The following is a 23,689-nucleotide window of genomic DNA, read 5'->3' as shown; positions in this document are numbered from 1 at the left end:
GTTGCTGCATTACTTCTGGCGTGTCAGGAAACGCGCCAGGATATTGAGACCGAGCACCGCCACGGTGATCAGGAACACACCGGCCCAGGCCAGTTGCTGCCAATTCTCGTAAGGGCTCATCGCGAACTTGAAGATGGTCACCGGCAGGCTGGCCATGGGCTTGGACAGGTCGGCATTCCAGAACTGGTTGTTCAGCGCCGTGAACAGCAGCGGAGCGGTCTCGCCGGCAATGCGGGCCACGGCCAGCAGCACGCCGGTGATCACGCCGGCGCGCGCTGCACGCAGCGTCACCATGATGATGACCTTCCACTTGGGCGTGCCCAGCGCGTAGGCGGCTTCGCGCAGGCTGGCAGGCACCAGCACCAGCATGTTCTCGGTGGTGCGGATGACCACGGGAATCACGATCAGCGCCAGCGCCACCACGCCCGCATAGCCGGAAAAGCTCTTGAAGCGCGCCACGACCACGGTGTAGACGAACAGGCCGATCACGATGGACGGCGCCGACAGCAGGATGTCGTTGACGAAGCGTGTGGTATTGGCCAGCCAGCCACGCGCATCGTATTCGGCCAGGTAGACACCGGCCATCACGCCGATGGGCGTGCCCACGAACGTGGCCAGCGCCACCATGATCAGCGAGCCGAAGATGGCGTTGGCAATGCCACCGGCCTCATTGGGCGGAGGCGTCATCTCGCTGAACAGTGCCAGGCTCAGGCCGCCGATGCCCAGGGTGATGGTCTCCCACAGAATCCAGATCAGCCAGAACACGCCGAAGGCCATGGCAGCCAGGGACAGGGTCAGCGCCACCTGGTTCACACGCTTGCGCTGGGCATACTTGGCCTGGCGCACGCGCGACAGCTCGGCGGCATTGATCATCTTGGTGGAGGTGCTGCTCACGAGCGTGCTCCTTCATTCTTTTGCAGGCGGTTGAGCAGGACCTTGGAGCAAGCCAGCACCACGAAGGTGATGAAGAACAGCACCAGACCCAGATAGATCAGCGAGGCCTGGTGCAGGCCCTCGCCCGCTTCGGCGAACTCGTTGGCCAGGGCCGAGGTGATGCTGTTGGCAGCCTCGAAGACCGACAGCGAGTTGAGCTGGTTCATGTTGCCGATCACGAAGGTCACGGCCATGGTCTCGCCCAATGCACGGCCCAGGCCCAGCATCACGCCGCCGAGCACGCCGGTCTTGGTGTAGGGCAGAACCACCTTCCAGACCACTTCCCAGGTCGTGGAACCCAGGCCATAGGCGGACTCCTTGAGCAGGGCCGGAGTGACCTCGAACACATCGCGCATCACGGAGGCGATGAAGGGAATGATCATGATGGCCAGGATGATGCCGGCCGACAGGATGCCGATGCCCACCGGCGGGCCGGACACGAAGGCCTCCAGATAGGGAACGCCCTGGAACAGCTTTTGCAGGGGCTGCTGCACATAGGTGGACAGCACGGGGCCGAACACCATCAGGCCCCACATGCCGTAGACGATGGAAGGCACGGCGGCCAGCAGCTCCACGGCCGTGCCCAGCGGGCGCTTGAGCCAGGCCGGCGACAGCTCGGTGAGGAACAGCGCGATGCCGAAGCTCACGGGCACCGCAATCAGCAAAGCGATGGCCGAGGTGGCCAGCGTGCCGTAGATCATGACCAGGCCGCCGAATTCGTTGCGAACGGGGTCCCAGACACTGCGGCCGAGGAAACTCAGGCCGTATTCATAGATGGCGGGCCAGGCACCGACCAGCAGCGAGGCCAGGATGGCCAGCAGCAGGCCCAGCGTCAGCAGCGCGGCCAGACGCGCGAGAGCGCCAAACAAGCGATCCGCTACGCGCCCCGACAGCATCGGGGGGCGTAGCGGAGAAGGTGTGCGTCGCTGGGAAGCCTGTGCAGAGGCGGCCAGCGAGTTCGAGGGCGACGTTGTGGACACGTGAGGCGCCTTTATTCGCGGTTTGTGAAGGGATCAGGGGAGCCATGATGCACCTGCCGGCGGTGCGCCATGGTCCCCTTTTCAGGGTTTACTTCAGGGAAATGGCAGTGCCGGAGGTGTCCTTGATCTGGCCCCAGGATTGGAAGATCACGTTCTTGACGGCGTCAGGCATGGGCACGTAGTCCAGGTCGGTGGCGGTCTTGTCGCCGGACTTGTAGGCCCACTCGAAGAACTTCAGCGAGGCAGCGGCCTGTGCAGGCTTGTCCTGGGCCTTGTGCATGATGATGAAGGTGGCCGAGGTGATGGGCCATGCCTCCTTGCCAGGCTGGTTGGTCAGGATCTGGTAGAAGCTCTTGGCCCAGTCGGCACCGGCAGCAGCGGCCTTGAAGGTGGCGTCATCAGGGGACACGAAGGTGCCGCCTGCGGTCTGCAGCTGGGTGTAGGTCAGCTTGTTTTGCTTGACGTAGGCGTACTCGACGTAGCCGATGGAGTTGGGCAGGCGACCCACGAAGGCGGCCACGCCTTCGTTGCCCTTGCCGCCTGCGCCCGTGGGCCAGTTCACGGCCTTGCCTTCGCCAACCTTTTCCTTCCACTCGGCATTGACCTTGGACAGGTAGTTGGTGAAGCCGAAGGTGGTGCCCGAGCCGTCAGCGCGGCGCACGGGAGCGATGGTGGCGTCAGGCAGGTTCACGCCCGGGTTCAGGGCCTTGATGGCCTCGTCATTCCACTTGCTGATCTTGCCCAGGTAGATGTCGCCCAGCACCTGGCCGGTCAGCTTGAGCTGGCCGGGCTGGATGCCCTTGATGTTGACCACGGGCACGATGCCGCCGATCACGGTGGGAAATTGCACCAGACCCTTCTTGGCCAGTTCTTCATCCTTGAGCGGCTCGTCGGAGGCGCCGAAGTCCACGGTCTTGGCTTCGATCTGCTTGATGCCGGCGCTGGAGCCCACGGACTGGTAGTTGATCTTCACGCCGGTGGCCTTGTTGTAGTCCGCAGCCCACTTGGAGTACAGCGGAGCCGGGAAGCTGGCGCCTGCGCCGGTGGCTTCCTGCTGAGCCAGGGCCTGGCCCACGCCGCCCGCAGACAGAGCACCAGCCACCAGAATGTGAATCACAGACAACTTCATGTACAGACCTCTTAGGGGTTGAAAGATGCGATGGCTGGACTGTAAGAAGGCTTTGTGACATTGATGTGACATGGAAAAAAGGCGTCACAAACAGCAGGCCTTCCCATGTAAGAACCCGGTCATCGCGATGTCACAATTCCGTCTTAGTCTTGTGTGTCGCACGAGCAGGCACCAGACAGGTGCAGCCCTGCCCCCTCGGACATCGCTGTGCAATCGTGCTCGACGAATCTTGATTGGCGTTTCTTTCATGGCACCAGAATCCCTGCTCGCTGCCGTTGACCTCGGGTCCAACAGCTTTCGCCTCGAAATAGGCCGCGTCGGCAGCCACCAGCGCATAGAGCGCGTGGAATACCTCAAGGAAACCGTGCGCCAGGGCAATGGGCTCAACGAGCGCCATGAACTGACTGACGAAGCCATGCAACGCGGCTGGGACTGCCTGGCACGCTTTGGCGAACGGCTGGCCGGCTTTGCGGCCGACCAGGTCCGCGCCGTGGCCACACAGACCCTGCGCGAGGCCCGCAACCGCGATGTCTTCATCGCGCGAGGCAGCACCCTGCTGGGCTTTCCCATCGAAGTCATCTCGGGCGAGGAAGAGGCCCGGCTGATCTATCGCGGCGTCTCCAGCCTGCTGCCGCCGTCGTCTCAACGGCGTCTGGTGGTGGACATTGGCGGGCGCTCTACCGAAGTCATCATCGGCCAGCATGGCGAAGCGCGCCAGGTGGCCTCCTACCCCATAGGCAGCGTGGCCTGGAGCACGCAGTTCTTTGGCGAGGGCACGCTGTCGCGCGCGCACTTCTCGGCCGCCATCAAGGCGGCGCAGGCAGCCCTCACCCAGACCGTATCGGCCTATCCAGCCACCGCCTGGGACTGCGCCTATGCATCGTCAGGCACGGCCAACGCCGTGGGCGACATCCTGGCTGCCAACGGATATTCCGGCGGGCTGATCACGCCCGACAGCCTGCGCTGGCTGCATGAGCAGTTGATGGACGCCGGTCACGTGGACCGCATCCGCCTGGCCGGACTCAAGGAAGACCGGCGAGCCGTCATCGCCGGCGGCCTGAGCATTCTGATGGCCGCCCTGGGCCTGCTGGGCATCGACGAACTGGAGGTTGCACAGGGCGCGCTGCGCCAGGGCGTGCTGCACGATCTGCTGGAACACGAGCCGCCTGCCGATCGCGAAGCCGCCGAGATCGCGGCGCTGCAACAGGACTTCGGCATTGACACATCCCACGCTCTGCGTGTTCGCAAGGTGGCACGCTGGGCCTGGCAATCGCTGCAGGCGCAGCAGCCGCCCGATGCACTGGCCACGCACGCACTGGACACGGCTGCCAGCCTGCATGAGATCGGCATGCGCATCTCTCTGAGCGCCTACCACCGCCACGGCGCCTACATCACCGAACACTGCAGTGCTGCCACCTGGCCCGTGGAGCTGCGCGAACGCATCACCCAGCTGGTGCTTGGCCACCAGGGCAAGCTGCGCAAGCTCGAGGCTGCCATCGAGGACCGGGCCGTGGCCTGGCCATTGCTGGCGCTGCGCCTGGCCGTGCAGCTGTGCCACGCCCGGCGCGATCCCGATCTGCAGGGCATGCGCCTGCACCGCTCGGACAGCGTCTTTCACCTGACCGTGCCGGAAGGCTGGACCAGGAGCTACCCGCAGTCCGCCCAGTTGCTGCGCACCGAAGCCGTGGCCTGGCAGAAGACGCCTTGGACGCTGCAGTTGCATCTGCACTGAACGCCGAACATCTCCGGCTGCCGCAGCGACAAGCAAAAAGCCCTGCCAGCGCAATGCGTTGGCGGGGCTTTTTCGATTGCACAGGGCAGGCGCGCGGCGCCCTGACAGGATATGCGGCTCAGGCCCGAGGGCCGTAACGCTCCATCAAGGCGTTCTGCGCCCCCAGGCCCGTGGTCGGATAGGGTGCGCGCTGGTAGGCGCCATTGGCTTCCAGCGTCCAGGCGTCGCGGTTGTCATGCAGGCTGGCGACAAGACATTCGTCTATCACCTGCTGGCGCAACGCCGGATCGCGCACAGGCCAGGCCAGCTCCACCCGGCGCATCATGTTGCGGTTCATCCAGTCCGCACTGGACAGCAGCAGTTCCTGCTGATTGCCCCAGGCGAAGTAGAAGACGCGCGAATGCTCCAGGAAGCGGCCGATGATGGAGCGCACGCGGATGTTGTCCGTCCAGCCCTTGCGCTGCGGCGGCAGCATGCAGGCGCTGCGCACGATGAGATCGATGCGTGCGCCCTGCTGACCGGCACGCACCAGGGCCTGCATGAGCAACTCGTCAGTCAGCGCATTCATCTTCAGCACAATCCGCGCCTCTTCGCCGCGCTGTGCGGCCTCGCCCACCTGGGCAATCAGCGCCAGCATGCGATCGTGCAGCTGGAACGGTGCAATCACAAGCTGGTGCAGCTTGGGCAAGCGGTTGTGGCTGGACAGGTGGCTGAACACGGCATCCATGTCGGCCGTGATCTGCGCATCGCAGGTCAGCTGGCTGATGTCGGTGTACAGGCGCGCCGTGCGCACGTTGTAGTTGCCGGTGGACAGGTGGCCGTAGCGCTTGAGCTGGCCGCTGCGCTTTTCGCGCCGGGTAATCAGCAGCATCTTGGCGTGCGTCTTCAGGCCCAGCACGCCGTAGACCACCTGGGCGCCCAAGGCCTCCAGCTTTTCGGCGGAGTTGATGTTGGCCTCTTCGTCAAAGCGGGCCTTGAGTTCCAGCACGGCCAGCACTTCCTTGCCGCGGCGAACCGCCTCGGCCAGCAGCTGCATGATCTCGGAGTCCGATCCCGTGCGGTAGATGGTCTGCTTGATGGCCAGCACCTCGGGGTCGTTGACGGCCTCGCGCAGCAGTTCCAGCACGCCGTCGAAGCTCTCGAAGGGCTGGTGGATCAGCACATCACGCTTGCGTATCTGGGCCATCACCGAGCGGCCCGGCTGCAGCTGGCGCGGCCATGCCGGACGCCAAGGCGGAAACAGCAGCGCGGGGTCATCGACCAGATCCACCAGCTGCGACTGGCGCACCAGGTTCACGGGCCCCTTGACGCGGAACAGTGCCTCGGTCGGCAGGCCGAACTGGCCCAGCAGCAGGTCGGACAGCATGGGCGAGCAGGCAAAGGACACCTCCAGCCTCACCGCCTGGCCGTAGTGGCGATGGTGCAGACCCTGGCGCAGGGCCGTGCGCAGGTCGCTGACGTCTTCCTCATCCACTGCCAGGTCCGAATGGCGCGTGACACGGAATTGCGCAAACTCCGCCACCTCACGCCCCGGGAACAACTCGACGAGATGGGCGCGCACGATGCTGGAGATGCTCACGAACAGGCGCTGCTTGCCCGCGATCTTCTCGGGCAGGCGCACCAGGCGCGGCAAGACACGCGGCACCTTGACGATGGCCACCTCGTTGGCACGGCCAAAGGCATCGACACCTTTGAGGCGCACGATGAAGTTCAGCGCCTTGTTGGCCACCTGGGGGAATGGATGGGATGGGTCCAGGCCCACGGGCATGAGCAGCGGCTGGACTTCGCGCAGGAAGTACTCGCGCACCCATTTGCGCTGGGCGCTGCTGCGCTCGCCATGGGATACCACGCGTATGCCCTGCCCCGCAAAGGCGGGAATCAGTGACTGGTTGTACAGCGTGTATTGGCGCAATACCAGCTCATGCGCCTTGTCCATCAGCGAGCGGAAGCTCTGCAGGGTGTACAGGCCCTTGGCGTCGCCGGCCTTGGCGGCCGTCACATGCGGGGCGCAACGCACCTCGAACCATTCGTCGAGATTCGAGGAGACGATGCACAGATAGCGCAAACGCTCCAGCAGCGGCACATCTTCACGCACGGCCCAGTCCAGCACGCGCTCATTGAAGGCCAGGATGCAATGGTCACGGTCAAGAAACTGTTGCTGCTGCTCTTGCACTTCACCGCTTTCGGCTGTGGCGTGCAGTCCAGTGTATTCGGGGGCGGGAAGCCTTGCAGAAGAAGCAGAGGCAGAAGCCGCAATGGCCTGGCCCTGCAGCTCCGACAAGGCGGTGGAGAGGCTTTTCGCCAGAGGCATCATCGGGACATTCAGGGGTGCAGAGACGGGTATGGGAGCTGTCTGGCGGGCCATGCCCAGCGAAGCCGGCCCTGCGGGCACGGCACGCGCTCCCTGTTCATGTTCTGGTTCGGCAGGTGCGGCAGAGGCGCCACCGGGAATCGGCGTGAATGTCTGGGGCATGGATGCAGGGGCCCGGCCTGGGCAGGACCCGGTAGTCACCCCGCTAGCCGGGGATTCGGGCAGTCTGCCCCGGATTTGTGACAAGTTCATGACATGCATTCCTCTGTTCATGACATCTGTCATACAAGCCAAGTCAGGCGCAAGCAACGGCGCAGAAACCGTCACGCAAAAGTCATGACCCAGTCACACCGGCACGAGAGCGACGCGACATCGCCGGGGTGCTAAGCTAGCTGCCTTCCCCTGGATGCCGTTGGCTGCTGCAAACCTGCCGCAGCCGTGCCGTCGTCCGCCTTTCGCGCATGTCCTCTTCCAATCCCCCCGAAAGCCGCCTGGCCGCCATCGACATTGGCTCCAACAGCTGCCTGCTGGCCATGGCCCGCAGCGACGGCGCAAAGGTACAGCTGCTCAGCCATCGCAAGGAAGCCATACGCCTGGGCAGCGCCCTCGACGCCCAGGGCGCCTTGAGCCTGGAGGCCATGCAGCGCGGCTGGGCCTGCCTGGAGCGCTATGCGCAGGTGCTGGGTGATTTGCCCCGCCACCGCGTACGTGCAGTGGCCACGCAGACGCTGAGAGAGGCATCGAATCGCCAGATCTTCCTGGACGAAGGCCAGCGCATCCTGGGCTGCCCCATCGAGGTCATTGACGGCGAGGAGGAAGCACGCCTGATCTATCGCGGCGTCGCCCAGTTGCTGCCGCCCAGCGCCCAGCGGAGGCTGGTGGTGGACATCGGCGGCCGCTCGACCGAGCTGTGCCTGGGTCAGCAGCGGCAAGTACTGCAGGCACGCTCCTTCGCCTTCGGCAGCGTGACCTGGGCCCTGCGCCACTTCCCCGATGGCGAGCTGTCGGCCCAGGCCCTGTCCCAGGCCGAAGCAGACGTGGCCGACATCATTGCGCCCGAAGCAGGACTTTTTGCTGCCGGGCAATGGAGCCATGCCTATGGCTCCTCGGGCACGGCCGGTGCCATTGTCAAGGTCCTGGCCCATGCGCCCGGCGGCACGGCCGGCTGGATCACGCGGCAGGGACTGGACTGGCTGCATGCGCAGTTGCTGCGCGCAGGCTATGTCGACCGTGTGAACATGGACGGACTCAAGGAAGAGCTGCGCCCCATGATCGGCGGCGGCATGAGCGTGATGCGGGGCATCTTCTCCAGCCTGGGCATCGAGCGCATGCGCGTCACGCACGGAGCCCTGCGCCATGGCGTGCTCTATGAATTGGCCCACAAGCTCGATGCGCAGGCCAAGGGCCGGCAACGACAGTCCACCGGCACCTGAAAACCAAGGCCCTGCCCTCGCCAGGGAACGACAAAATGCTGTTTTGCGCGCAAGTGCTACACTTTGTAAGTTCCCCCTCATCCCTTTACCACCGCCCTAACGCTTCGCCATGTCCGCGCCGACGATTGCGTACGACCCTGTACTCGAACGTCCGTCTTCGATGATGGCGGCGTCGCTGCAGCGCAGCCTGCGCGAGCAGCAGGCACTGCTCGACAATGCCGGCGTGGGCATCGTCTTCATCCGCCAGCGCGTCATCGTCCGATGCAACCAGTGCTATGCCGACATCTTCGGCTACGCGGGCGAGCATGCGCTGGTCGGCATCAACAGCGAGCACCTGCACCCCAGCCGCGACGAGCTGCGCAGCCTGGGGCGCGAGGCCTATCGCACGCTGAGCGCGGGCCTGTCCTTTCGCACGCAGCGCCGCCTGCGCCGCAAGGATGGCAGCCTGTTCTGGGGTGAACTGACGGGCCGGCTCATCAATCCGGGCGATGCACGCGAAGGCTCCATCTGGATCGTCAGCGACATCGACGACCGTCTGCGCGCCCAGCAGGCCCTGAGCCAGGCCCACGAACTGCTGGAGCAGCAGGTGCGCGACCGCACACGCGAACTCAGCGCCACGGTGGAGAACCTGCACCGCGAGATCGCCGACCGCAAGCTGGACCAGGAACGCATCTACTGGATGGCGCACTACGACGCGCTCACCGGCCTGCCCAATCGCACGCTGCTGGCCGAGCGCAGCGCCCGCGCCATCGAGCTGGCCAAGGTCAACGACACGCCGCTGGCCGTGATGTTCCTGGACCTGGACCATTTCAAGCATGTCAATGATTCGCTGGGCCATCGCGTGGGCGATGCCCTGCTGGTGGAGATTGCCCGCCGCCTGCGTGCCGTCGTGCGCGACCGCGATACGGTGGCCCGCATCGGCGGCGACGAATTTGTGCTGCTGCTGCCCGGCGCCAATGCCCAGGGTGCGGCCCGCGTGGCAGGCAAGCTGCAGGAGGCGTCGCGCCAGGCCTACCAGATCGACCGCCACGAACTGACCATTGCGCCGTCCATGGGCATCGCGCTGTACCCGCGCGACGGCCACGACATCGACTCGCTGACACAGGCCGCCGATGCGGCCATGTACCACGCCAAGCAGGCCGGCCGCAACACCTACCGCTTCTTCACTCCGCAGATGCAGGCCCAGTCCCTGCGCGCCCTGCAGCTGGAGAACGCCTTGCGGCGGGCGCTGGAACGCAATCAGCTGTATCTGCATTACCAGCCGCAGATCACCCTGAGCACCGGACGCGTGCGCAGCGTGGAGGCACTGCTGCGATGGGAGCATCCCGAGCTGGGCTCGGTTTCGCCCGCGGAGTTCATCCCCGTCGCCGAGGATAGCGGCCAGATCCTGCAGATCGGCGAATGGGTGCTGCGCAGCGCCATGCAGCAACTGCAGGCCTGGCGCAATGCGGGGCTGCGGGACCTGAAGGTGGCCGTGAACCTGTCGGCCATCCAGTTCCACCAGCAGCAACTGCCCGAAATCATCAACCGCATCCTGCTCGACAGCGACCTGCCGGCCGATTCTCTGGAGCTGGAGCTGACCGAGGGCGTGGCCATCCATGATCCGCGCCAGGCCACGGCCACCATGGACCGGCTGCGCGAGCATGGCGTGCGCCTGGCCATGGATGACTTCGGCACCGGCTATTCATCCCTGAGCCAGCTCAAGCGCTTTCAGATCTACAAACTCAAGATCGACCAGTCCTTCATCCAGGACCTGGACCACGACAGCAATGACCGCGCCATAGTCAGCGCCATCATCCGCATGGCCCAGGCCCTGGGCATGCAGACCACGGCCGAAGGCGTGGAAACGGAGGCGCAGCTGGAGTTCCTGCGCGAGCAAGGCTGCGATGAAGCCCAGGGCTACCATTTCAGCCGCCCGCTGCCGCCCCAGGCGCTGGAGGCCTTTCTGCGCAGCCAGGGCTGAACGGCTCACCGCGCCACGGTCTGCAGACGAAAAAGCCGAAGACTGCAGCTTCGGCTTTCCATGGCCGGGAACGTGCCGCCCGCCGCTCAGGGCATGGGTGAATTCTTCGCCACGCTGGCCAGGCGCTCGGCGCAGCGGCTGGCCTGGTCGCCATCGCGTGCCTCCACCATCACGCGCAGCAAAGGCTCGGTGCCGCTGGCGCGGATAAGCACGCGCCCCGTATCGCCCAATTCGGCCTTGACGGCCTCGGTGGCTTCCTCCAGCTGGGTGTTGCGCTTCCAGTCCTGGCCCGGCTGCAGCCGCACGTTGAGCAATACCTGGGGAAACAGCTGGACCGAAGACAGCCACTGCGACAGGCTCTTGCCCGAACGGACGCAGGCCTGCAGCACCTGCAGCGCGCTGACCAGGCCATCGCCCGTGGTGTGCTTGTCCAGCGCCAGCAGATGGCCCGAGCCCTCGCCCCCCAGGGTCCAGCCCTGCCGGTGCAGCTCCTCCAGCACATAGCGGTCGCCGACCTTGGCGCGCACAAAGCCCACCCCCTGGGACTTCAGCGCCACCTCCACGGCCATATTGGTCATCAGTGTGCCCACGGCACCCGGCACGGCCTCGCCACGCGCCAGCCGATCGGCCGCCATCAGGTACAGCAGTTCGTCGCCGTTGTAGAGCCGGCCAGCCGCATCGACCAGCAGCAGCCGGTCGGCATCACCATCCAGCGCCACACCGAAGTCGGCCTTGTTCGCTCGCACGGCCAGCACCAGGGCCTCGGGATGGGTGGCACCCACGCCTTCGTTGATGTTCAGTCCATCGGGCGCACAGCCAATGGCCACCACATCGGCCCCCAGTTCATGGAAGACCTTGGGGGCGATCTGGTAGGCCGCGCCATGGGCTGCATCGACCACGATCTTCACACCCTTGAGCGTGAGCGCATGGTCGAAGGTGCTCTTGCAGAACTCGATGTAGCGCCCTGCCGCGTCTTCAAGGCGCCGGGCCTTTCCCAGAGCGGCAGAGTCGACCCATACGGGATCTTCGGTCAAGGCCTGCTCGACCTCTTCCTCCCAGGCATCGGGCAGCTTGGTACCCTGTGCGCTGAAGAACTTGATGCCGTTGTCGTAATAAGGGTTGTGGCTGGCGCTGATGACCACGCCCAGGCTGGCGCGCTGGGCGCGCGTCAGATAGGCCACGCCCGGCGTGGGCAGGGGGCCCAGCAGCATCACGTCCACGCCGGCAGAGTTGAACCCGGACTCCAGCGCGCTCTCCAGCATGTAGCCCGAGATCCGCGTGTCCTTGCCGATCAGCACCGTGGGACGGGCTTCCTTGCGCCGCAGCACACGGCCCACGGCATGCGCCAGACGCAGCGCGAAGTCGGGGGTGATGGGCGAACGGCCCACCAGGCCGCGAATTCCATCGGTACCAAAATATGTGCGTGCCATAGTGCTCCTTTGTTGTTCAGTCGTTGTCGTGCATGGTCTGCCAGACCGTCAATGCCGCCACCGTATCGGCCACGTCGTGCACGCGCACCACGCGCGCGCCACGCTCCACCGCCAGCAGTGCCGCCGCCACGCTGGGCACCATGCGCTGGCCCTGTGGACGGCCACTGACCTGCCCGAGCGAGCCCTTGCGCGACCAGCCGGCCAGCAGCGGGAAGTCTAGGCCCAGCAATTCATGCTGGCGTGCAAGCAGGGAAAAATTCTGTGCCACGCTTTTGCCGAAGCCGATGCCATAGTCCCAGACAATGCGCTCGCGCGCCACGCCCCGGGCCAGCAGGGCATCGCTGTGCAACTGCAGGAAATCGCGCACGGCGGGCACGGCATCGCCTTGCATGGGCGTGGTCTGCATGTCCTGCGGCGTGCCATGCATGTGCATGAGACAGATGCCGCAGCTCGGGTGCGCGGCCACCACCTGCTGCGCGCCCGGCTGGCGCAGCGCCCAGATGTCGTTGACGATATCGGCCCCCAGATCCAGCACGGCCTGCATGACCTCGGGCTTGTAGGTATCGACGGAGACAGGCACGCCCAATTGCACCGCGCCCTGCACAACAGGCAGCACGCGCCGCAACTCCTCATCCAGCGGAACAGCCGGTGAGCCGGGCCTGGTGGACTCGCCGCCAATATCGAGGATGTGCGCGCCCTCACTGACCAGTTGCTCTGCATGCCGCAAGGCCTGCTCCACCGTGTTGTGCCGCCCGCCGTCGGAAAACGAGTCGGGCGTCACATTGACGATGCCCATGACCAGTGGACGCTGAAGGTCTAGAACAAAGCGCGAAGTCTGCCATTGATGCGGCATGGGATTTCCTGAAGGTAGGCGCCCGCCGGACCGGGTTCATCGCTGGCCGTTGCGGGCAATTGAACACATCCTGCAAGCAAAGCAAAAGGGCCCCTCAGGGCCCTTTGCATGGGATTGGCCGATTCTGCGGCAAGCAGCTCAGGCCGTGGTGGGCGCAGGGTCGGCATCCACTGCCGGCGTGCCGCCGGACGAGTTGCCACCGTCGGACGACGGAGGGTTGCGCGGCACCCAGTCCTTGGGAGGACGCGGCTCACGGCCGGCCATGATGTCATCGAGCTGCTCGGCGTCGATGGTTTCCCAGTCGAGCATGGCCTTGGCCATGGCATGCATCTTGTCGGAGTTGTCCTCGATCAGCTTGCGCGCCAGTCCGTACTGCTCGTCGATGATGCGGCGAACCTCCTGGTCCACCTTCTGCATCGTCTGCTCGCTCATGCTGTTGGTCTTGCTCATCGAGCGGCCCAGGAAAGGCTCGCCTTCCTGCTCCGCATAGACCATGGGACCCAGCGCGTCGGTCATGCCGTAGCGGGTGACCATGTCGCGTGCGATCTGCGTGGCCCGCTCGAAGTCGTTGCTCGCGCCCGTGGTCATCTGGTTCATGAACACTTCTTCGGCAATGCGTCCACCGAACAGCATGGCGATCTGGTTGAGCATGAACTCCTTGTCGTAGGAGTAGCGGTCCTTCTCGGGCAGGCTCATGGTCACGCCCAGCGCACGGCCGCGCGGGATGATGGTGACCTTGTGCACGGGATCGCACTTGGGCAGCAGCTTGCCGATCAGTGCGTGGCCTGCCTCGTGGTAGGCCGTGTTGCGGCGCTCTTCCTCGGGCATGACCATGCTCTTGCGCTCGGGGCCCATGATGATCTTGTCCTTGGCCTTCTCGAAGTCCTGCATCTCGACGGTGCGCGCATTGCGGCGCGCGGCCATCAGGGCTGCTTCGTTGCAGAGGTTGGCCAGATCGGCACCCGACATGCCGGGCGTGCCGCGGGCGATCACGCCCGGATTCACGTCCTGGCCTACAGGGATCTTGCGCATGTGCACATTGAGGATCTGCTCGCGGCCACGGATGTCGGGCAGCGTCACATACACCTGGCGGTCGAAACGGCCGGGGCGCAGCAGCGCCGCATCCAGGATGTCGGGACGGTTGGTTGCAGCCACGACGATCACGCCGAGGTTGGTCTCAAAACCGTCCATCTCGACCAGCATCTGGTTCAGGGTCTGCTCACGCTCATCGTTACCACCGCCCAGGCCTGCGCCACGCTGGCGGCCCACGGCATCGATTTCATCGATGAAGATGATGCAGGGTGCATTCTTCTTGGCGTTCTCGAACATGTCGCGCACGCGGGCCGCGCCCACGCCGACGAACATTTCAACGAAGTCGGAGCCCGAGATGCTGAAGAACGGAACCTTGGCTTCACCAGCGATGGACTTGGCCAGCAGCGTCTTGCCGGTACCCGGAGGCCCTACCAGCAGCAGGCCGCGCGGAATGCGGCCGCCGAGCTTCTGGAACTTGTTGGGGTCCTTCAGGAAGTCCACGACTTCCTTGACCTCTTCCTTGGCTTCGTCGCAGCCTGCAACGTCGGCAAAGGTCACGGTGTTGTTGTTCTCGTCCAGCATGCGCGCCTTGCTCTTGCCGAAGCTGAAGGCACCGCCCTTGCCGCCGCCCTGCATCTGGCGCATGAAGTACACCCACACGCCGATCAACAGCAGCATGGGCCCCCAGCTGACGAGCAGGGTCATGAGGACCGAGCCTTCTTCGCGGGGCTTGACGTCGAACTTGACGTTGTTGTTGATCAGGTCACCCACGAGCCCGCGATCCAGGTAGGTGGCGGTGGTGCGCACCTTGCGGTCATCGTTGGTCGTGGCCACGATCTCGGTGCCGCCGGGGCTTTCCTGGATGGTGGCGCTCTTGATGCGATTGCTTCGCACCTCTTCCAGGAACTCGGAGTAACCGACATGGGACGCGCCAGCGCCGCCACGGGTGTCAAATTGCTTGAACACCGTAAACAGCACCATGGCGATGACCAGCCAGACGGCAATTTTTGAAAACCACTGATTGTTCAAGCGGGGCTCCAATGGGGGATACAGATAAAACGACTTCCAGCGTGCTCGAAGCGTATTTGCGGTCCATTTTAGGTGTTTCAAGCTGGCTGGTCGCCTATATCCCTCTATAGCAGCCATAGCTTGAATACGGTCTTGACCCGGGTCAGGGCAGCGCCGGGCGGCTGCACAGGCCTACTTGAGCCCCATGCCCACCAAAAACGTCTCCGAAGACTTGTCACGCGAGGACTTGGGCTTGATCGGCTTGACCACCTTGAAGGTCTGCCGGAACAGCGCAACCAGGTCATCGTAGGCCCCGCCGTGGAAGAGCTTCACGACCAAGGCGCCTTCAGGTTTCATATGGTGGATGGAAAAATCAACCGCCAGTTCGACCAGCAGCGCAATGCGCGCCGCATCCGTCGTGCCGTTGCCCGACAGGTTGGGAGCCATGTCGGAGACCACCACGTCGGCCTTGCCCCCGCCCAGGGCCTCCTGGAGCTGGGCCAGAACCGGCTCCTCGCGGAAATCGCCCTGGATGTACTGCACGCCCTCGATGGGCTCCATGGGCAGCAGATCCAGCGAGATGATGCGGCCGTTGAGCGCGCCGACGGCCGCCCCGTTGGGCGACAGGCAACGGCGCACATACTGGCTCCAAGCCCCGGGTGCGCAGCCCAGGTCCACCACCGTGGCACCCGGCCGGATGAGCTTGAGCTGCTCGTCGATCTCCTTGAGTTTGTAGGCCGCGCGCGCGCGGTAGCCGTCCTTCTGGGCGGCCTTGACGTAAGGATCGTTGACGTGGCTGTTGAGCCAAGCCTTGTTGACCTTCTTGCTTTTTGTGTTGACTTTCATGCTGGATTCTTTCAGCCTCGATAATACGGCCATGCCCCAAATTCAATTGACTCCCGCCGAGCGCCGGGAACACCGCGCCAACGCACACCACCTGGACCCCGTGGTCCTCATCGGGGGTGACGGCCTGACGGCTGCCGTGCAAAAGGAGGTCAACGCCGGCCTTAACGCACATGGCCTGATCAAGGTCCGTGTCTTCAACGACGACCGCGCCGCACGCGAGCAGATGTATCTGCAGCTGTGCGACGAGCTTGGCGCTGCACCCATTCAGCACATCGGCAAGCTGCTCGTGCTCTGGCGCCCCATGCCGGAAAAGGAAAAAGCCATCGACGAGAACCGCATGCCCGGCCCTCGCGATGTCAAGCTGCTCAAGTTCAGCAAGCGCTCGGGCCAGAAGCCCGAGGTCAAGCAGATCCGCGTGCTGGGCAACCAGCGCCTGACGGCAGGTGGCCAGGTCAAGCGCGCCAAGCCCAAGCAGAAGTCGGTCAAGAAGCGTCAGGCAGACTGAGTCCGCCGCATCCATGACCGTAGCATCCCATGCCGCCAGCGTGGCCCAGGCCGCGCAACCGCCCTCCGCCTCCCCCTCTGCGCAGCAGCGCTTCGTGATCTGCATGAAGTGGGGCAAGAAGTACGGTCCGGAGTATGTCAACAGGCTCTACGCCATGGTGCGTCGGCATCTGAAGGGCGATTTTCGCCTTGTCTGCCTGACCGATGACGGCGTGGGGATTCGCGACGAGGTCGAATGCCTGCCGATTCCTCCGCTGAACCTGCCCGCGGGCATTCCGGAACGCGGCTGGAACAAGCTCGCCACCTTCAGTGCCGACCTGCACGGCCTGCGCGGCACGGCGCTGTTTCTTGACGTGGACGTGGTCATCACCGGGCCGCTGGACGATTTTTTCACCGAGCCCGGCGAATTCCTGATCATCCACGACTACAAGCGTCCGTGGCGCATCACGGGCAATTCCTCGGTGTACCGCTTCGAGCTGGGTGCCCACCCCGAGGTGCTGGACTACTTCCGCACGCATTTCGAAGAGATACGCCGCAACTTTCGCAATGAACAGGCCTATCTGTCCGACATGCTGCACAAGCAGGGCAAGCTCAAGTACTGGCCGCAGGCCTGGTGCCCCAGCTTCAAGTACCACTGCATTCCCGCATGGCCGACGAACTACTGGAAGCCGCCCTTCGTGCCGGATGGTGCGCGCGTGGTGATCTTCCACGGCGAATGCAACCCGCCCGACGCGTTGGCCGGCCGGCGCAATCGGCGCTTTCGCTATATCCGGCCTGCCACCTGGGTGGCCGAGCACTGGCACGAGTGAGCAGCTCGACCCACAAAAAAACGCCCGCGCTTGCGGGCGTTTTTGTTTGGCATGGTGCCGAACCGGCAGGACCGGGATCAGGCCGTGGTCCGGGTGTTCGCTTGAGACGAACGGCCTATGCGCCACAGCACGACGAGCGCACACAGCCACTGCAGCGCATACATCACCGTGCCCACGCTGTGCCACAGCTTGAGGTTGTCGCGTGCAACGATGCGCGGCGACACGCCGTACTGGACGACAAATGCCAGCAGCATGCCTGCGATCACAAAGCCCAGGCAGGCCTTGGCCCAGGGCTGCAGGACCGACTCCTTGCTGCGCCGGGACAGGACCAGCAGCACGGCCGCGCAGGCGATGGACACCCAGGTCTGCGCGGCAAACAGCTTGGCAGCCATGAAGCCCGCGACAGCCGGCGTGGGCAAGTGGGCGAACAGCATGGGTACGGCCATGAAGCCGATGGCCGACAGGCTGCCCCACCACAGGGCAGCGGCCAGCAGGGGAACGCGCTCGTACAGGTTGCTCATGGGCTTAGGCCTTCCTCAACGATCGAGGCATAGGCACTGACGCATCAGAGGTAGCGCACCGACACCACTTCATAGCGGCGCTCGCCGCCCGGTGCCTGCACGACAGCGGTATCGCCTTCTTCCTTGCCGATCAGCGCGCGTGCGATGGGGCTGGAGACGTTGATCAGGCCCAGCTTGAGATCGGCCTCGTCCTCGCCGACGATCTGGTACTTGACCGTGTCGCCGCTGTCCTCGTCTTCGAGTTCAACCGTTGCACCGAAGACCACGCGGCCGCCGGCATCCACGGCGGAAGGATCGATGATCTGGGCTGCGGACAGCTTGCTCTCTACCTCGGCAATGCGGCCCTCGATGAAGCCTTGGCGGTCCTTGGCGGCCTCGTACTCGGCGTTTTCGCTCAGGTCGCCCTGGGCACGGGCCTCGGCGATGGCCTGGATGATGGAAGGACGCTCCACGGTCTTCAGACGGTGCAGCTCGTCCTTGAGTTTCTCGGCTCCGCGCTTGGTGATGGGAATGGTGGCCATTGAAAAGTCTCCATGTGCAGCAAACGCCGCGCGTTGCGCGGCTTCTTTGGCACAGGCGGGCCGGCAGTATGGCGGCAGGGCCTGCGCCCCAAAAGCAAACCGCCGCACGTTGCCGCGCGGCGGTTTCATCAAGTCATGTGGTCCATTATGCCGCGTTTGACCACCAGCTTCGGTGGGAAAACCCGGCGGCACTGTCGGACAGTGCCGCCGGCTGCACCTCGTCAGAAACGAGGGGCGGCAGCGCGGAAGGATCAGGCCGTTTGCAGCTGGGCGTGCAGTTCCTGGACGGAGTGCACATCCATGTTGCCCATGGACTTCATGCCTTCGACGGCGGCTTCGGCACCGAAGATGGTGGTGAAGGTGGTCACGCGCGCCAGCAGGGCGCTGGTGCGGATGGCTCGCGAGTCGGCGATGGCGTTGCGGCGCTCTTCCACCGTGTTGATGACCATGGCGATCTCGCCGTTCTTGATCATGTCCACGATGTGGGGACGGCCCTCGGTCACCTTGTTGACGAGCTGCACCTCGATACCTGCCTCGGAGATGGCCGCTGCCGTGCCGCGCGTGGCGCACAGCACGAAGCCCATGGCAGCCAGTTCCTTGGCCACGGCCACGGCGCGCGGCTTGTCGGCGTTCTTCACGGTCAGGAAGACCTTGCCCTGGGTGGGCAGTGCCACGCCGGCGCCCAGCTGGCTCTTGACGAAGGCTTCGCCAAAGGTCTTGCCCACGCCCATGACTTCGCCGGTGGACTTCATCTCGGGGCCGAGGATGGTGTCCACGCCCGGGAACTTCACGAACGGGAAGACGGCTTCCTTGACGCTGAAGTACGGCGGCGTGACTTCCTTGGTGATGCCTTGCTGGGCCAGCGTGTCGCCGGCCATGCAGCGCGCAGCCACCTTGGCCAGCTGGATGCCCGTGGCCTTGGAGACGAAGGGCACGGTGCGCGAGGCACGCGGATTGACTTCCAGCACGTAGATCACGTCGCCATCGGCCGTTTCCTTGATGGCGAACTGCACGTTCATCAGGCCGACCACGCTCAGCGCGTTGGCCATGGCAGCCGTCTGGCGCTTAATCTCGGCCACGGTCTCGGGCTTGAGGTAGTAAGGCGGCAGCGAGCAGGCGGAATCGCCCGAATGCACGCCGGCCTGCTCGATGTGCTCCATCACGCCGCCGATGAAGACGGCGCCTTCGCGGTCACGCACGCAGTCCACATCGCACTCGATGGCGTTGGACAGGAAGTGGTCCAGCAGCACGGGCGAGTCATTGCTGACCTTGACGGCTTCGCGCATGTAGCGCTCCAGGTCGCGCTGCTCATGCACGATTTCCATGGCACGGCCACCCAGCACATAGCTGGGACGCACGACCAGGGGGTAGCCCAGGCCGGCCGCCTTTTCCAGCGCTTCGGGCTCGGTACGGGCCGTGGCATTGGGCGGCTGGCGCAGGCCCAGCTCATGCAGCAGCTTCTGGAAGCGCTCGCGGTCTTCGGCCGCGTCGATCATGTCGGGCGTGGTGCCGATGATGGGCACGCCTTCCTTTTCCAGGCCCAGGGCGAGCTTCAGGGGCGTCTGGCCACCGTACTGCACGATGACGCCGACCGGCTTCTCGACAGCCACGACTTCGAGCACGTCTTCCAGCGTCAGCGGCTCGAAATACAGGCGGTCCGAGGTGTCGTAGTCGGTGGACACGGTTTCGGGGTTGCAGTTGACCATGATGGTTTCATAGCCGTCCTCGCGCATGGCGAGCGCGGCATGCACGCAGCAGTAGTCGAACTCGATGCCCTGGCCGATGCGGTTAGGGCCACCGCCCAGCACCATGATCTTTTTCTTGTCCGTCGGCTCGGCTTCGCACTCCTCGTCATAGGTGGAGTACATGTAGGCCGTGTCGGTGGCGAACTCGGCAGCGCAGGTGTCCACGCGCTTGAACACGGGGCGCACGCCCAGTGCCTTGCGCGCCTCGCGCACGGCCTTGTCGGTGCTGTGCAGCAGCTTGGCCAGGCGGCGGTCGGAGAAGCCCTTTTGCTTGAGCGTGCGCAGCGTGGTGGCATCCAGTGCAGCCAGCGCGGCATCGCCCTTTTCCTCGTAGACCTTGTCCAGTTCGAGTTCGATCTTGACGATCTCTTCGATCTGCACGAGGAACCACTTGTCGATCTTGGTGATGTTGTGCACTTCGTCCAGCGTCCAGCCGGCAGCAAAGGCGTCACCCACATACCAGATGCGGTCCGGACCTGGTTCGCCGAGTTCCTTTTCGAGGATCTCGCGGTCCTGGGTCTTTTCGTTCATGCCGTCCACGCCGACTTCCAGGCCGCGCAGCGCCTTCTGGAAAGACTCCTGGAAGGTACGGCCAATGGCCATGACCTCGCCCACGGACTTCATCTGCGTGGTCAGGCGGTTGTCGGCAGCCGGGAACTTCTCGAACGCGAAACGCGGGATCTTGGTGACCACGTAGTCGATCGAGGGTTCGAACGACGCAGGCGTCTTGCCGCCCGTGATGTCGTTCTTGAGTTCGTCCAGCGTATAGCCCACGGCCAGCTTGGCAGCGACCTTGGCGATGGGGAAGCCCGTGGCCTTGGAGGCCAGCGCCGAGGAGCGCGACACGCGCGGGTTCATCTCGATGACGATCATGCGGCCGTCCTTCGGATTCACCGAGAACTGCACGTTGGAGCCACCCGTGTCCACACCGATCTCGCGCAGCACCGCCAGCGAGGCGTTGCGCATGATCTGGTATTCCTTGTCGGTCAGCGTCTGCGCGGGCGCAACGGTGATCGAGTCGCCGGTGTGCACGCCCATGGGGTCCAGGTTCTCGATGGAGCAGATGATGATGCAGTTGTCCGCCTTGTCGCGGACGACTTCCATCTCGTACTCCTTCCAGCCGAGCAGCGATTCCTCGATCAGCAGCTCATTGGTCGGCGACGCTTCCAGGCCGCGCTTGCAGATGGTCTCGAACTCTTCGGGGTTGTAGGCAATGCCGCCGCCCGTGCCGCCCAGCGTGAAGCTGGGGCGGATGACGGTGGGAAAGCCCATCTCCTTTTGCACGGCCCAGGCTTCGTCCATCGAATGGGCGATGCCCGAGCGTGCCGAACCCAGGCCGATGCGCGTCATCGCATCCTTGAACTTGAGGCGGTCCTCGGCCTTGTCGATGGCCTCGGGCGTGGCGCCGATCAGCTCGACCTTGTACTTGTGCAGCACGCCGTTGCGCCACAGGTCCAGCGCGCAGTTCAGCGCGGTCTGGCCGCCCATGGTCGGCAGGATGGCGTCGGGACGCTCCTTGGCGATGATCTTCTCGACCGTCTGCCAGGTGATGGGCTCGATGTAGGTGACGTCGGCCGTGGCCGGGTCGGTCATGATCGTGGCAGGGTTGCTGTTGATCAGGATGACCTTGTAGCCCTCTTCGCGCAACGCCTTGCAGGCCTGCACGCCGGAGTAGTCAAACTCGCAGGCCTGGCCGATGACGATGGGACCGGCGCCAATGATCAGAATGCTTTTGAGGTCGGTGCGCTTAGGCATTTTTGTGTTTCTCCATCAGCGCCGTGAAGCGGTCAAACAGGTAGGCGATATCGTGCGGGCCGGGCGAAGCCTCGGGGTGGCCCTGGAAGCAGAACGCAGGCTTGTCCTTGTGCTCAAGGCCTTGCAGCGTGCCGTCGAACAGGCTGATGTGCGTGGCGCGCAGCGTGTCGGGCAGGGACTCCATCTCCACGGCAAAACCGTGGTTCTGGCTGGTGATGCTCACGCGGCCGTTGTCCAGGTCCTTGACGGGGTGGTTGGCGCCGTGGTGGCTGTTGGCCATCTTGAAGGTCTTGGCGCCAGCGGCCAGGGCCATGATCTGATGACCCAGGCAGATGCCGAAGACGGGCTTGCCGGACTCCACCAGTTCCTTGGTCGCGGCAATGGCGTAGTCGCAGGGCTCCGGGTCGCCAGGGCCGTTGGACAGGAAAACGCCGTCGGGGTTGAGTGCCAGCACATCCTTGGCGGGCGTCTTGGCCGGCACCACGGTCAGCTTGCAGCCGCGCTCGGCCAGCATGCGCAGAATGTTGAACTTCACGCCGAAGTCATAGGCCACCACATGGAAACGCGGGGCCTGCTGCTGGCCGTAGCCTTCGCCCAGCTTCCACTCGGTTTCCGTCCATTCGTACTGCTGGGCGGCGCTCACCACCTGGGCCAGATCCAGGCCCTTCATGCTGGGGGCCGCCTTGGCCGCAGCCAGTGCCTCGTCGATGCGCGCCTGGGTCACTTCTTCGCCAGCGGCCAAACCGACGATGGCGCCGTTTTGTGCGCCCTTGTCGCGCAGCAGCCGTGTGAGCTTGCGCGTGTCGATGTTGGCAATCGCCACCGTGCCGCTGCGCGTGAGGTAGTCGGGCAGGGTCTCGGACTTGCGGAAGTTGCTGGCCAGCAGCGGAAGGTTCTTGATGATCAGGCCCGCCGCATGGACCTTGCCAGCCTCGACATCCTCTGCGTTGACGCCGTAGTTGCCGATGTGCGGATACGTGAGCGTCACGATCTGCTGGCAGTAGCTGGGGTCGGTGAGGATTTCCTGGTAGCCGGTGATTGCCGTGTTGAAAACGACTTCACCAACCGTGGTGCCTTGCGCACCGATCGAGTTGCCAACAAAGACCGTGCCGTCTGCGAGCGCCAGGATGGCGGATGGGAATGCTCCCTTGAGAGACAAAAGCACTGGGTTCTCCGGTTCTAATTACGGTTACGCCCAGCGTGCCGCACGGACGGGTCCGTGCGGTTTACAGCTTGTCTGCAGGGGGTGGCGAGGAAGCGTCGCTAGGCGTATTGTGGAATGCTTGAAAGCCGCCCATTATAGGCTGGTCGCGCTTCAGCCTCCTGACAGGAGGCGGGATTACCCTTGACGTGAGCCGGCACTCACGCTGCTTGCGTGCAGGCATATTGCCGCAGCCGCAGCCACGTTCAGAGACTCTTCACCACCCGGCTGGCCGATGCGCACATGCTGCGCCGCCTGCTGCATCAGCGCCTCGCCAACGCCCTGCCCTTCATGGCCCATGGCCCAGGCACACGGCCAGGGCAGAGCGGCGCTCTGGATCAGTTCACCTTGATGGGAACTGGTCACGATCAGGGGCAAGCCAAGCGCACTCAGATCCTCGGGTGACGCCGACTCCACCAGGTGCAGCCCGAAATGCGCGCCCATTCCGGCGCGCAGCACCTTCTGGCTCCACAGCGCAGCCGTGCCCTTCAAGGCCACGATCTGGCCGAAGCCGAAAGCGGCCGCACTGCGAAGAATGGAGCCCACGTTGCCTGCGTCCTGCACACGGTCGAGCACCACGGTGGCCACGCCGGCACGCACGGCCGCCGACGCCTGCCAGTCCATCAGAAAGCCGATGCGCGCCGGAGACTCCAGTCCGCTGACCTCGGCAAACACGGCATCGGACAGCACCACGCACTTGCCTGCGCCCTGCACCCACTCCAGCGGCACCTGAGGCCAGAAGGACTCGGCCACCACGGCCACGGCGGGCTGCATGCCGCGCGCCAGGGCAGCACGGCACAGATGGTCCCCCTCCAGCCAGACACGTCCTTGTTTGCGGTAGGCCCCGCTGTCCTGGGCAAGCCTTCGCAAATCCTTGACCAGGGCGTTGTCACGGGACTGGATCGATGTAGCGGCAGGTTGTCGGCTCATGGCAAGGCTTCCGGGCAAAGAGAACAGCGAAGAACAGCGCCACGGGCGCAGAA

General features: G+C 64.6%; 18 protein-coding genes. 5 read left to right on the top strand and 13 right to left on the bottom strand.

Annotation, left to right across the window (positions count from 1 at the left end):
- Positions 1–9: 9 nt before the first annotated feature.
- The 3 genes from pstA to pstS all read right to left on the bottom strand — a co-directional run bounded on the left by pstA (position 10) and on the right by pstS (position 3,042).
- Positions 10–873: a phosphate ABC transporter permease PstA gene (gene pstA / locus AAN986_RS08655; RefSeq protein WP_034347746.1), complete on the bottom strand. Its 864-nt coding sequence runs from the start codon at positions 871–873 to the stop codon at positions 10–12.
- 17 nt (positions 874–890) lie between these two features.
- On the bottom strand, positions 891–1,829 hold the full coding sequence (pstC, locus tag AAN986_RS08650; protein WP_016447461.1) for a phosphate ABC transporter permease subunit PstC: 939 nt from the start codon (positions 1,827–1,829) through the stop codon (positions 891–893).
- Between the two features lie 172 nt (positions 1,830–2,001).
- Positions 2,002–3,042 carry a phosphate ABC transporter substrate-binding protein PstS gene (gene pstS, locus AAN986_RS08645; RefSeq protein ID WP_016447462.1) on the bottom strand — a complete coding sequence of 347 codons (1,041 nt, stop codon included), beginning with the start codon at positions 3,040–3,042 and terminating at the stop codon, positions 2,002–2,004.
- Positions 3,043–3,289: 247 nt separating this feature from the next.
- Between pstS and AAN986_RS08640 the strand changes: the two genes are divergently transcribed.
- The gene (locus AAN986_RS08640) at positions 3,290–4,774 is read left to right on the top strand and encodes a Ppx/GppA phosphatase family protein (RefSeq protein ID WP_047218942.1); all 1,485 of its coding nucleotides are present in this window, start codon (positions 3,290–3,292) and stop codon (positions 4,772–4,774) included.
- A gap of 118 nt (positions 4,775–4,892) precedes the next feature.
- Here AAN986_RS08640 and ppk1 read toward each other — a convergent pair whose 3' ends face one another.
- Positions 4,893–7,337 (bottom strand): polyphosphate kinase 1, encoded by a 2,445-nt coding sequence (ppk1, locus tag AAN986_RS08635; protein WP_047218961.1) that lies wholly within the window; start codon positions 7,335–7,337, stop codon positions 4,893–4,895.
- Between the two features lie 209 nt (positions 7,338–7,546).
- Here ppk1 and AAN986_RS08630 point away from each other — a divergent pair, with 209 nt between their 5' ends.
- Together AAN986_RS08630 and AAN986_RS08625 are read left to right on the top strand one after the other, a co-directional pair.
- On the top strand, positions 7,547–8,518 hold the full coding sequence (locus AAN986_RS08630; RefSeq protein WP_047218941.1) for a Ppx/GppA family phosphatase: 972 nt from the start codon (positions 7,547–7,549) through the stop codon (positions 8,516–8,518).
- A 109-nt stretch (positions 8,519–8,627) separates the two neighbouring features.
- Positions 8,628–10,481: an EAL domain-containing protein gene (locus tag AAN986_RS08625; protein ID WP_016447466.1), complete on the top strand. Its 1,854-nt coding sequence runs from the start codon at positions 8,628–8,630 to the stop codon at positions 10,479–10,481.
- 86 nt (positions 10,482–10,567) lie between these two features.
- Here the strand turns inward: AAN986_RS08625 and glmM are convergent, their stop codons facing one another.
- From glmM to AAN986_RS08605, 4 genes are all read right to left on the bottom strand, one after another.
- Entirely contained in the window at positions 10,568–11,911 is a 1,344-nt protein-coding gene (glmM, locus tag AAN986_RS08620; RefSeq protein WP_047218940.1) for a phosphoglucosamine mutase, read from the bottom strand.
- 16 nt (positions 11,912–11,927) lie between these two features.
- The gene (gene folP / locus AAN986_RS08615; protein WP_016447468.1) at positions 11,928–12,764 is read right to left on the bottom strand and encodes a dihydropteroate synthase; all 837 of its coding nucleotides are present in this window, start codon (positions 12,762–12,764) and stop codon (positions 11,928–11,930) included.
- Positions 12,765–12,902: 138 nt separating this feature from the next.
- Positions 12,903–14,825: an ATP-dependent zinc metalloprotease FtsH gene (gene ftsH / locus AAN986_RS08610; RefSeq protein ID WP_016447469.1), complete on the bottom strand. Its 1,923-nt coding sequence runs from the start codon at positions 14,823–14,825 to the stop codon at positions 12,903–12,905.
- Positions 14,826–14,996: 171 nt separating this feature from the next.
- Positions 14,997–15,650 carry an RlmE family RNA methyltransferase gene (locus AAN986_RS08605; RefSeq protein ID WP_016447470.1) on the bottom strand — a complete coding sequence of 218 codons (654 nt, stop codon included), beginning with the start codon at positions 15,648–15,650 and terminating at the stop codon, positions 14,997–14,999.
- Positions 15,651–15,681: 31 nt separating this feature from the next.
- Here AAN986_RS08605 and AAN986_RS08600 point away from each other — a divergent pair, with 31 nt between their 5' ends.
- Positions 15,682–16,155, top strand: a complete 474-nt coding sequence (locus AAN986_RS08600; RefSeq protein WP_012206726.1) for a YhbY family RNA-binding protein — start codon at positions 15,682–15,684, stop codon at positions 16,153–16,155.
- A gap of 13 nt (positions 16,156–16,168) precedes the next feature.
- Complete coding sequence (locus AAN986_RS08595) at positions 16,169–16,963, top strand: hypothetical protein (RefSeq protein ID WP_016447471.1); 795 nt, start codon at positions 16,169–16,171, stop codon at positions 16,961–16,963.
- Positions 16,964–17,040: 77 nt separating this feature from the next.
- On the opposite strand, the gene AAN986_RS08590 is transcribed toward AAN986_RS08595, so the two are convergent.
- From AAN986_RS08590 to AAN986_RS08570, 5 genes are all read right to left on the bottom strand, one after another.
- On the bottom strand, positions 17,041–17,484 hold the full coding sequence (locus AAN986_RS08590; RefSeq protein WP_047218939.1) for a DUF4149 domain-containing protein: 444 nt from the start codon (positions 17,482–17,484) through the stop codon (positions 17,041–17,043).
- Between the two features lie 44 nt (positions 17,485–17,528).
- A complete protein-coding gene (greA, locus tag AAN986_RS08585; protein WP_016447473.1) occupies positions 17,529–18,005 on the bottom strand; it encodes a transcription elongation factor GreA in 477 nt (158 codons plus the stop codon).
- A gap of 251 nt (positions 18,006–18,256) precedes the next feature.
- Positions 18,257–21,505: a carbamoyl-phosphate synthase large subunit gene (carB, locus tag AAN986_RS08580; protein ID WP_016447474.1), complete on the bottom strand. Its 3,249-nt coding sequence runs from the start codon at positions 21,503–21,505 to the stop codon at positions 18,257–18,259.
- The gene (carA, locus tag AAN986_RS08575; RefSeq protein WP_016447475.1) at positions 21,498–22,670 is read right to left on the bottom strand and encodes a glutamine-hydrolyzing carbamoyl-phosphate synthase small subunit; all 1,173 of its coding nucleotides are present in this window, start codon (positions 22,668–22,670) and stop codon (positions 21,498–21,500) included. Before carA ends, carB begins: the two co-directional genes overlap by 8 nt.
- A 174-nt stretch (positions 22,671–22,844) precedes the next feature.
- Positions 22,845–23,636, bottom strand: coding sequence for an RNA methyltransferase (locus AAN986_RS08570; RefSeq protein WP_046238473.1), 792 nt, complete (start codon positions 23,634–23,636; stop codon positions 22,845–22,847).
- Positions 23,637–23,689 lie beyond the last annotated feature (53 nt).

The organism is Delftia sp. DS1230 (genome assembly GCF_040112715.1).
Taxonomy (GTDB): Bacteria; Pseudomonadota; Gammaproteobacteria; order Burkholderiales; family Burkholderiaceae_C; genus Comamonas; species Comamonas tsuruhatensis.
The sequence above is the reverse complement of the archived record's forward strand: the minus strand, read 5'-3'. Positions and strand labels throughout refer to the sequence as shown.

Coding starts and splice junctions, on each gene's coding strand:
- AAN986_RS08605 (WP_016447470.1), bottom strand. CDS start 15,650: ATGAAAGTCAACACAAAAAGCAAGAAGGTCAACAAGGCTTGGCTCAAC.
- AAN986_RS08590 (WP_047218939.1), bottom strand. CDS start 17,484: ATGAGCAACCTGTACGAGCGCGTTCCCCTGCTGGCCGCTGCCCTGTGG.
- AAN986_RS08640 (WP_047218942.1), top strand. CDS start 3,290: ATGGCACCAGAATCCCTGCTCGCTGCCGTTGACCTCGGGTCCAACAGC.
- pstA (WP_034347746.1), bottom strand. CDS start 873: ATGATCAATGCCGCCGAGCTGTCGCGCGTGCGCCAGGCCAAGTATGCC.
- pstS (WP_016447462.1), bottom strand. CDS start 3,042: ATGAAGTTGTCTGTGATTCACATTCTGGTGGCTGGTGCTCTGTCTGCG.
- greA (WP_016447473.1), bottom strand. CDS start 18,005: ATGGCCACCATTCCCATCACCAAGCGCGGAGCCGAGAAACTCAAGGAC.
- AAN986_RS08570 (WP_046238473.1), bottom strand. CDS start 23,636: ATGAGCCGACAACCTGCCGCTACATCGATCCAGTCCCGTGACAACGCC.
- glmM (WP_047218940.1), bottom strand. CDS start 11,911: ATGGCACGCACATATTTTGGTACCGATGGAATTCGCGGCCTGGTGGGC.
- folP (WP_016447468.1), bottom strand. CDS start 12,764: ATGCCGCATCAATGGCAGACTTCGCGCTTTGTTCTAGACCTTCAGCGT.
- AAN986_RS08600 (WP_012206726.1), top strand. CDS start 15,682: ATGCCCCAAATTCAATTGACTCCCGCCGAGCGCCGGGAACACCGCGCC.
- carB (WP_016447474.1), bottom strand. CDS start 21,505: ATGCCTAAGCGCACCGACCTCAAAAGCATTCTGATCATTGGCGCCGGT.
- AAN986_RS08595 (WP_016447471.1), top strand. CDS start 16,169: ATGACCGTAGCATCCCATGCCGCCAGCGTGGCCCAGGCCGCGCAACCG.
- pstC (WP_016447461.1), bottom strand. CDS start 1,829: ATGCTGTCGGGGCGCGTAGCGGATCGCTTGTTTGGCGCTCTCGCGCGT.
- ppk1 (WP_047218961.1), bottom strand. CDS start 7,337: ATGAACTTGTCACAAATCCGGGGCAGACTGCCCGAATCCCCGGCTAGC.
- AAN986_RS08625 (WP_016447466.1), top strand. CDS start 8,628: ATGTCCGCGCCGACGATTGCGTACGACCCTGTACTCGAACGTCCGTCT.
- AAN986_RS08630 (WP_047218941.1), top strand. CDS start 7,547: ATGTCCTCTTCCAATCCCCCCGAAAGCCGCCTGGCCGCCATCGACATT.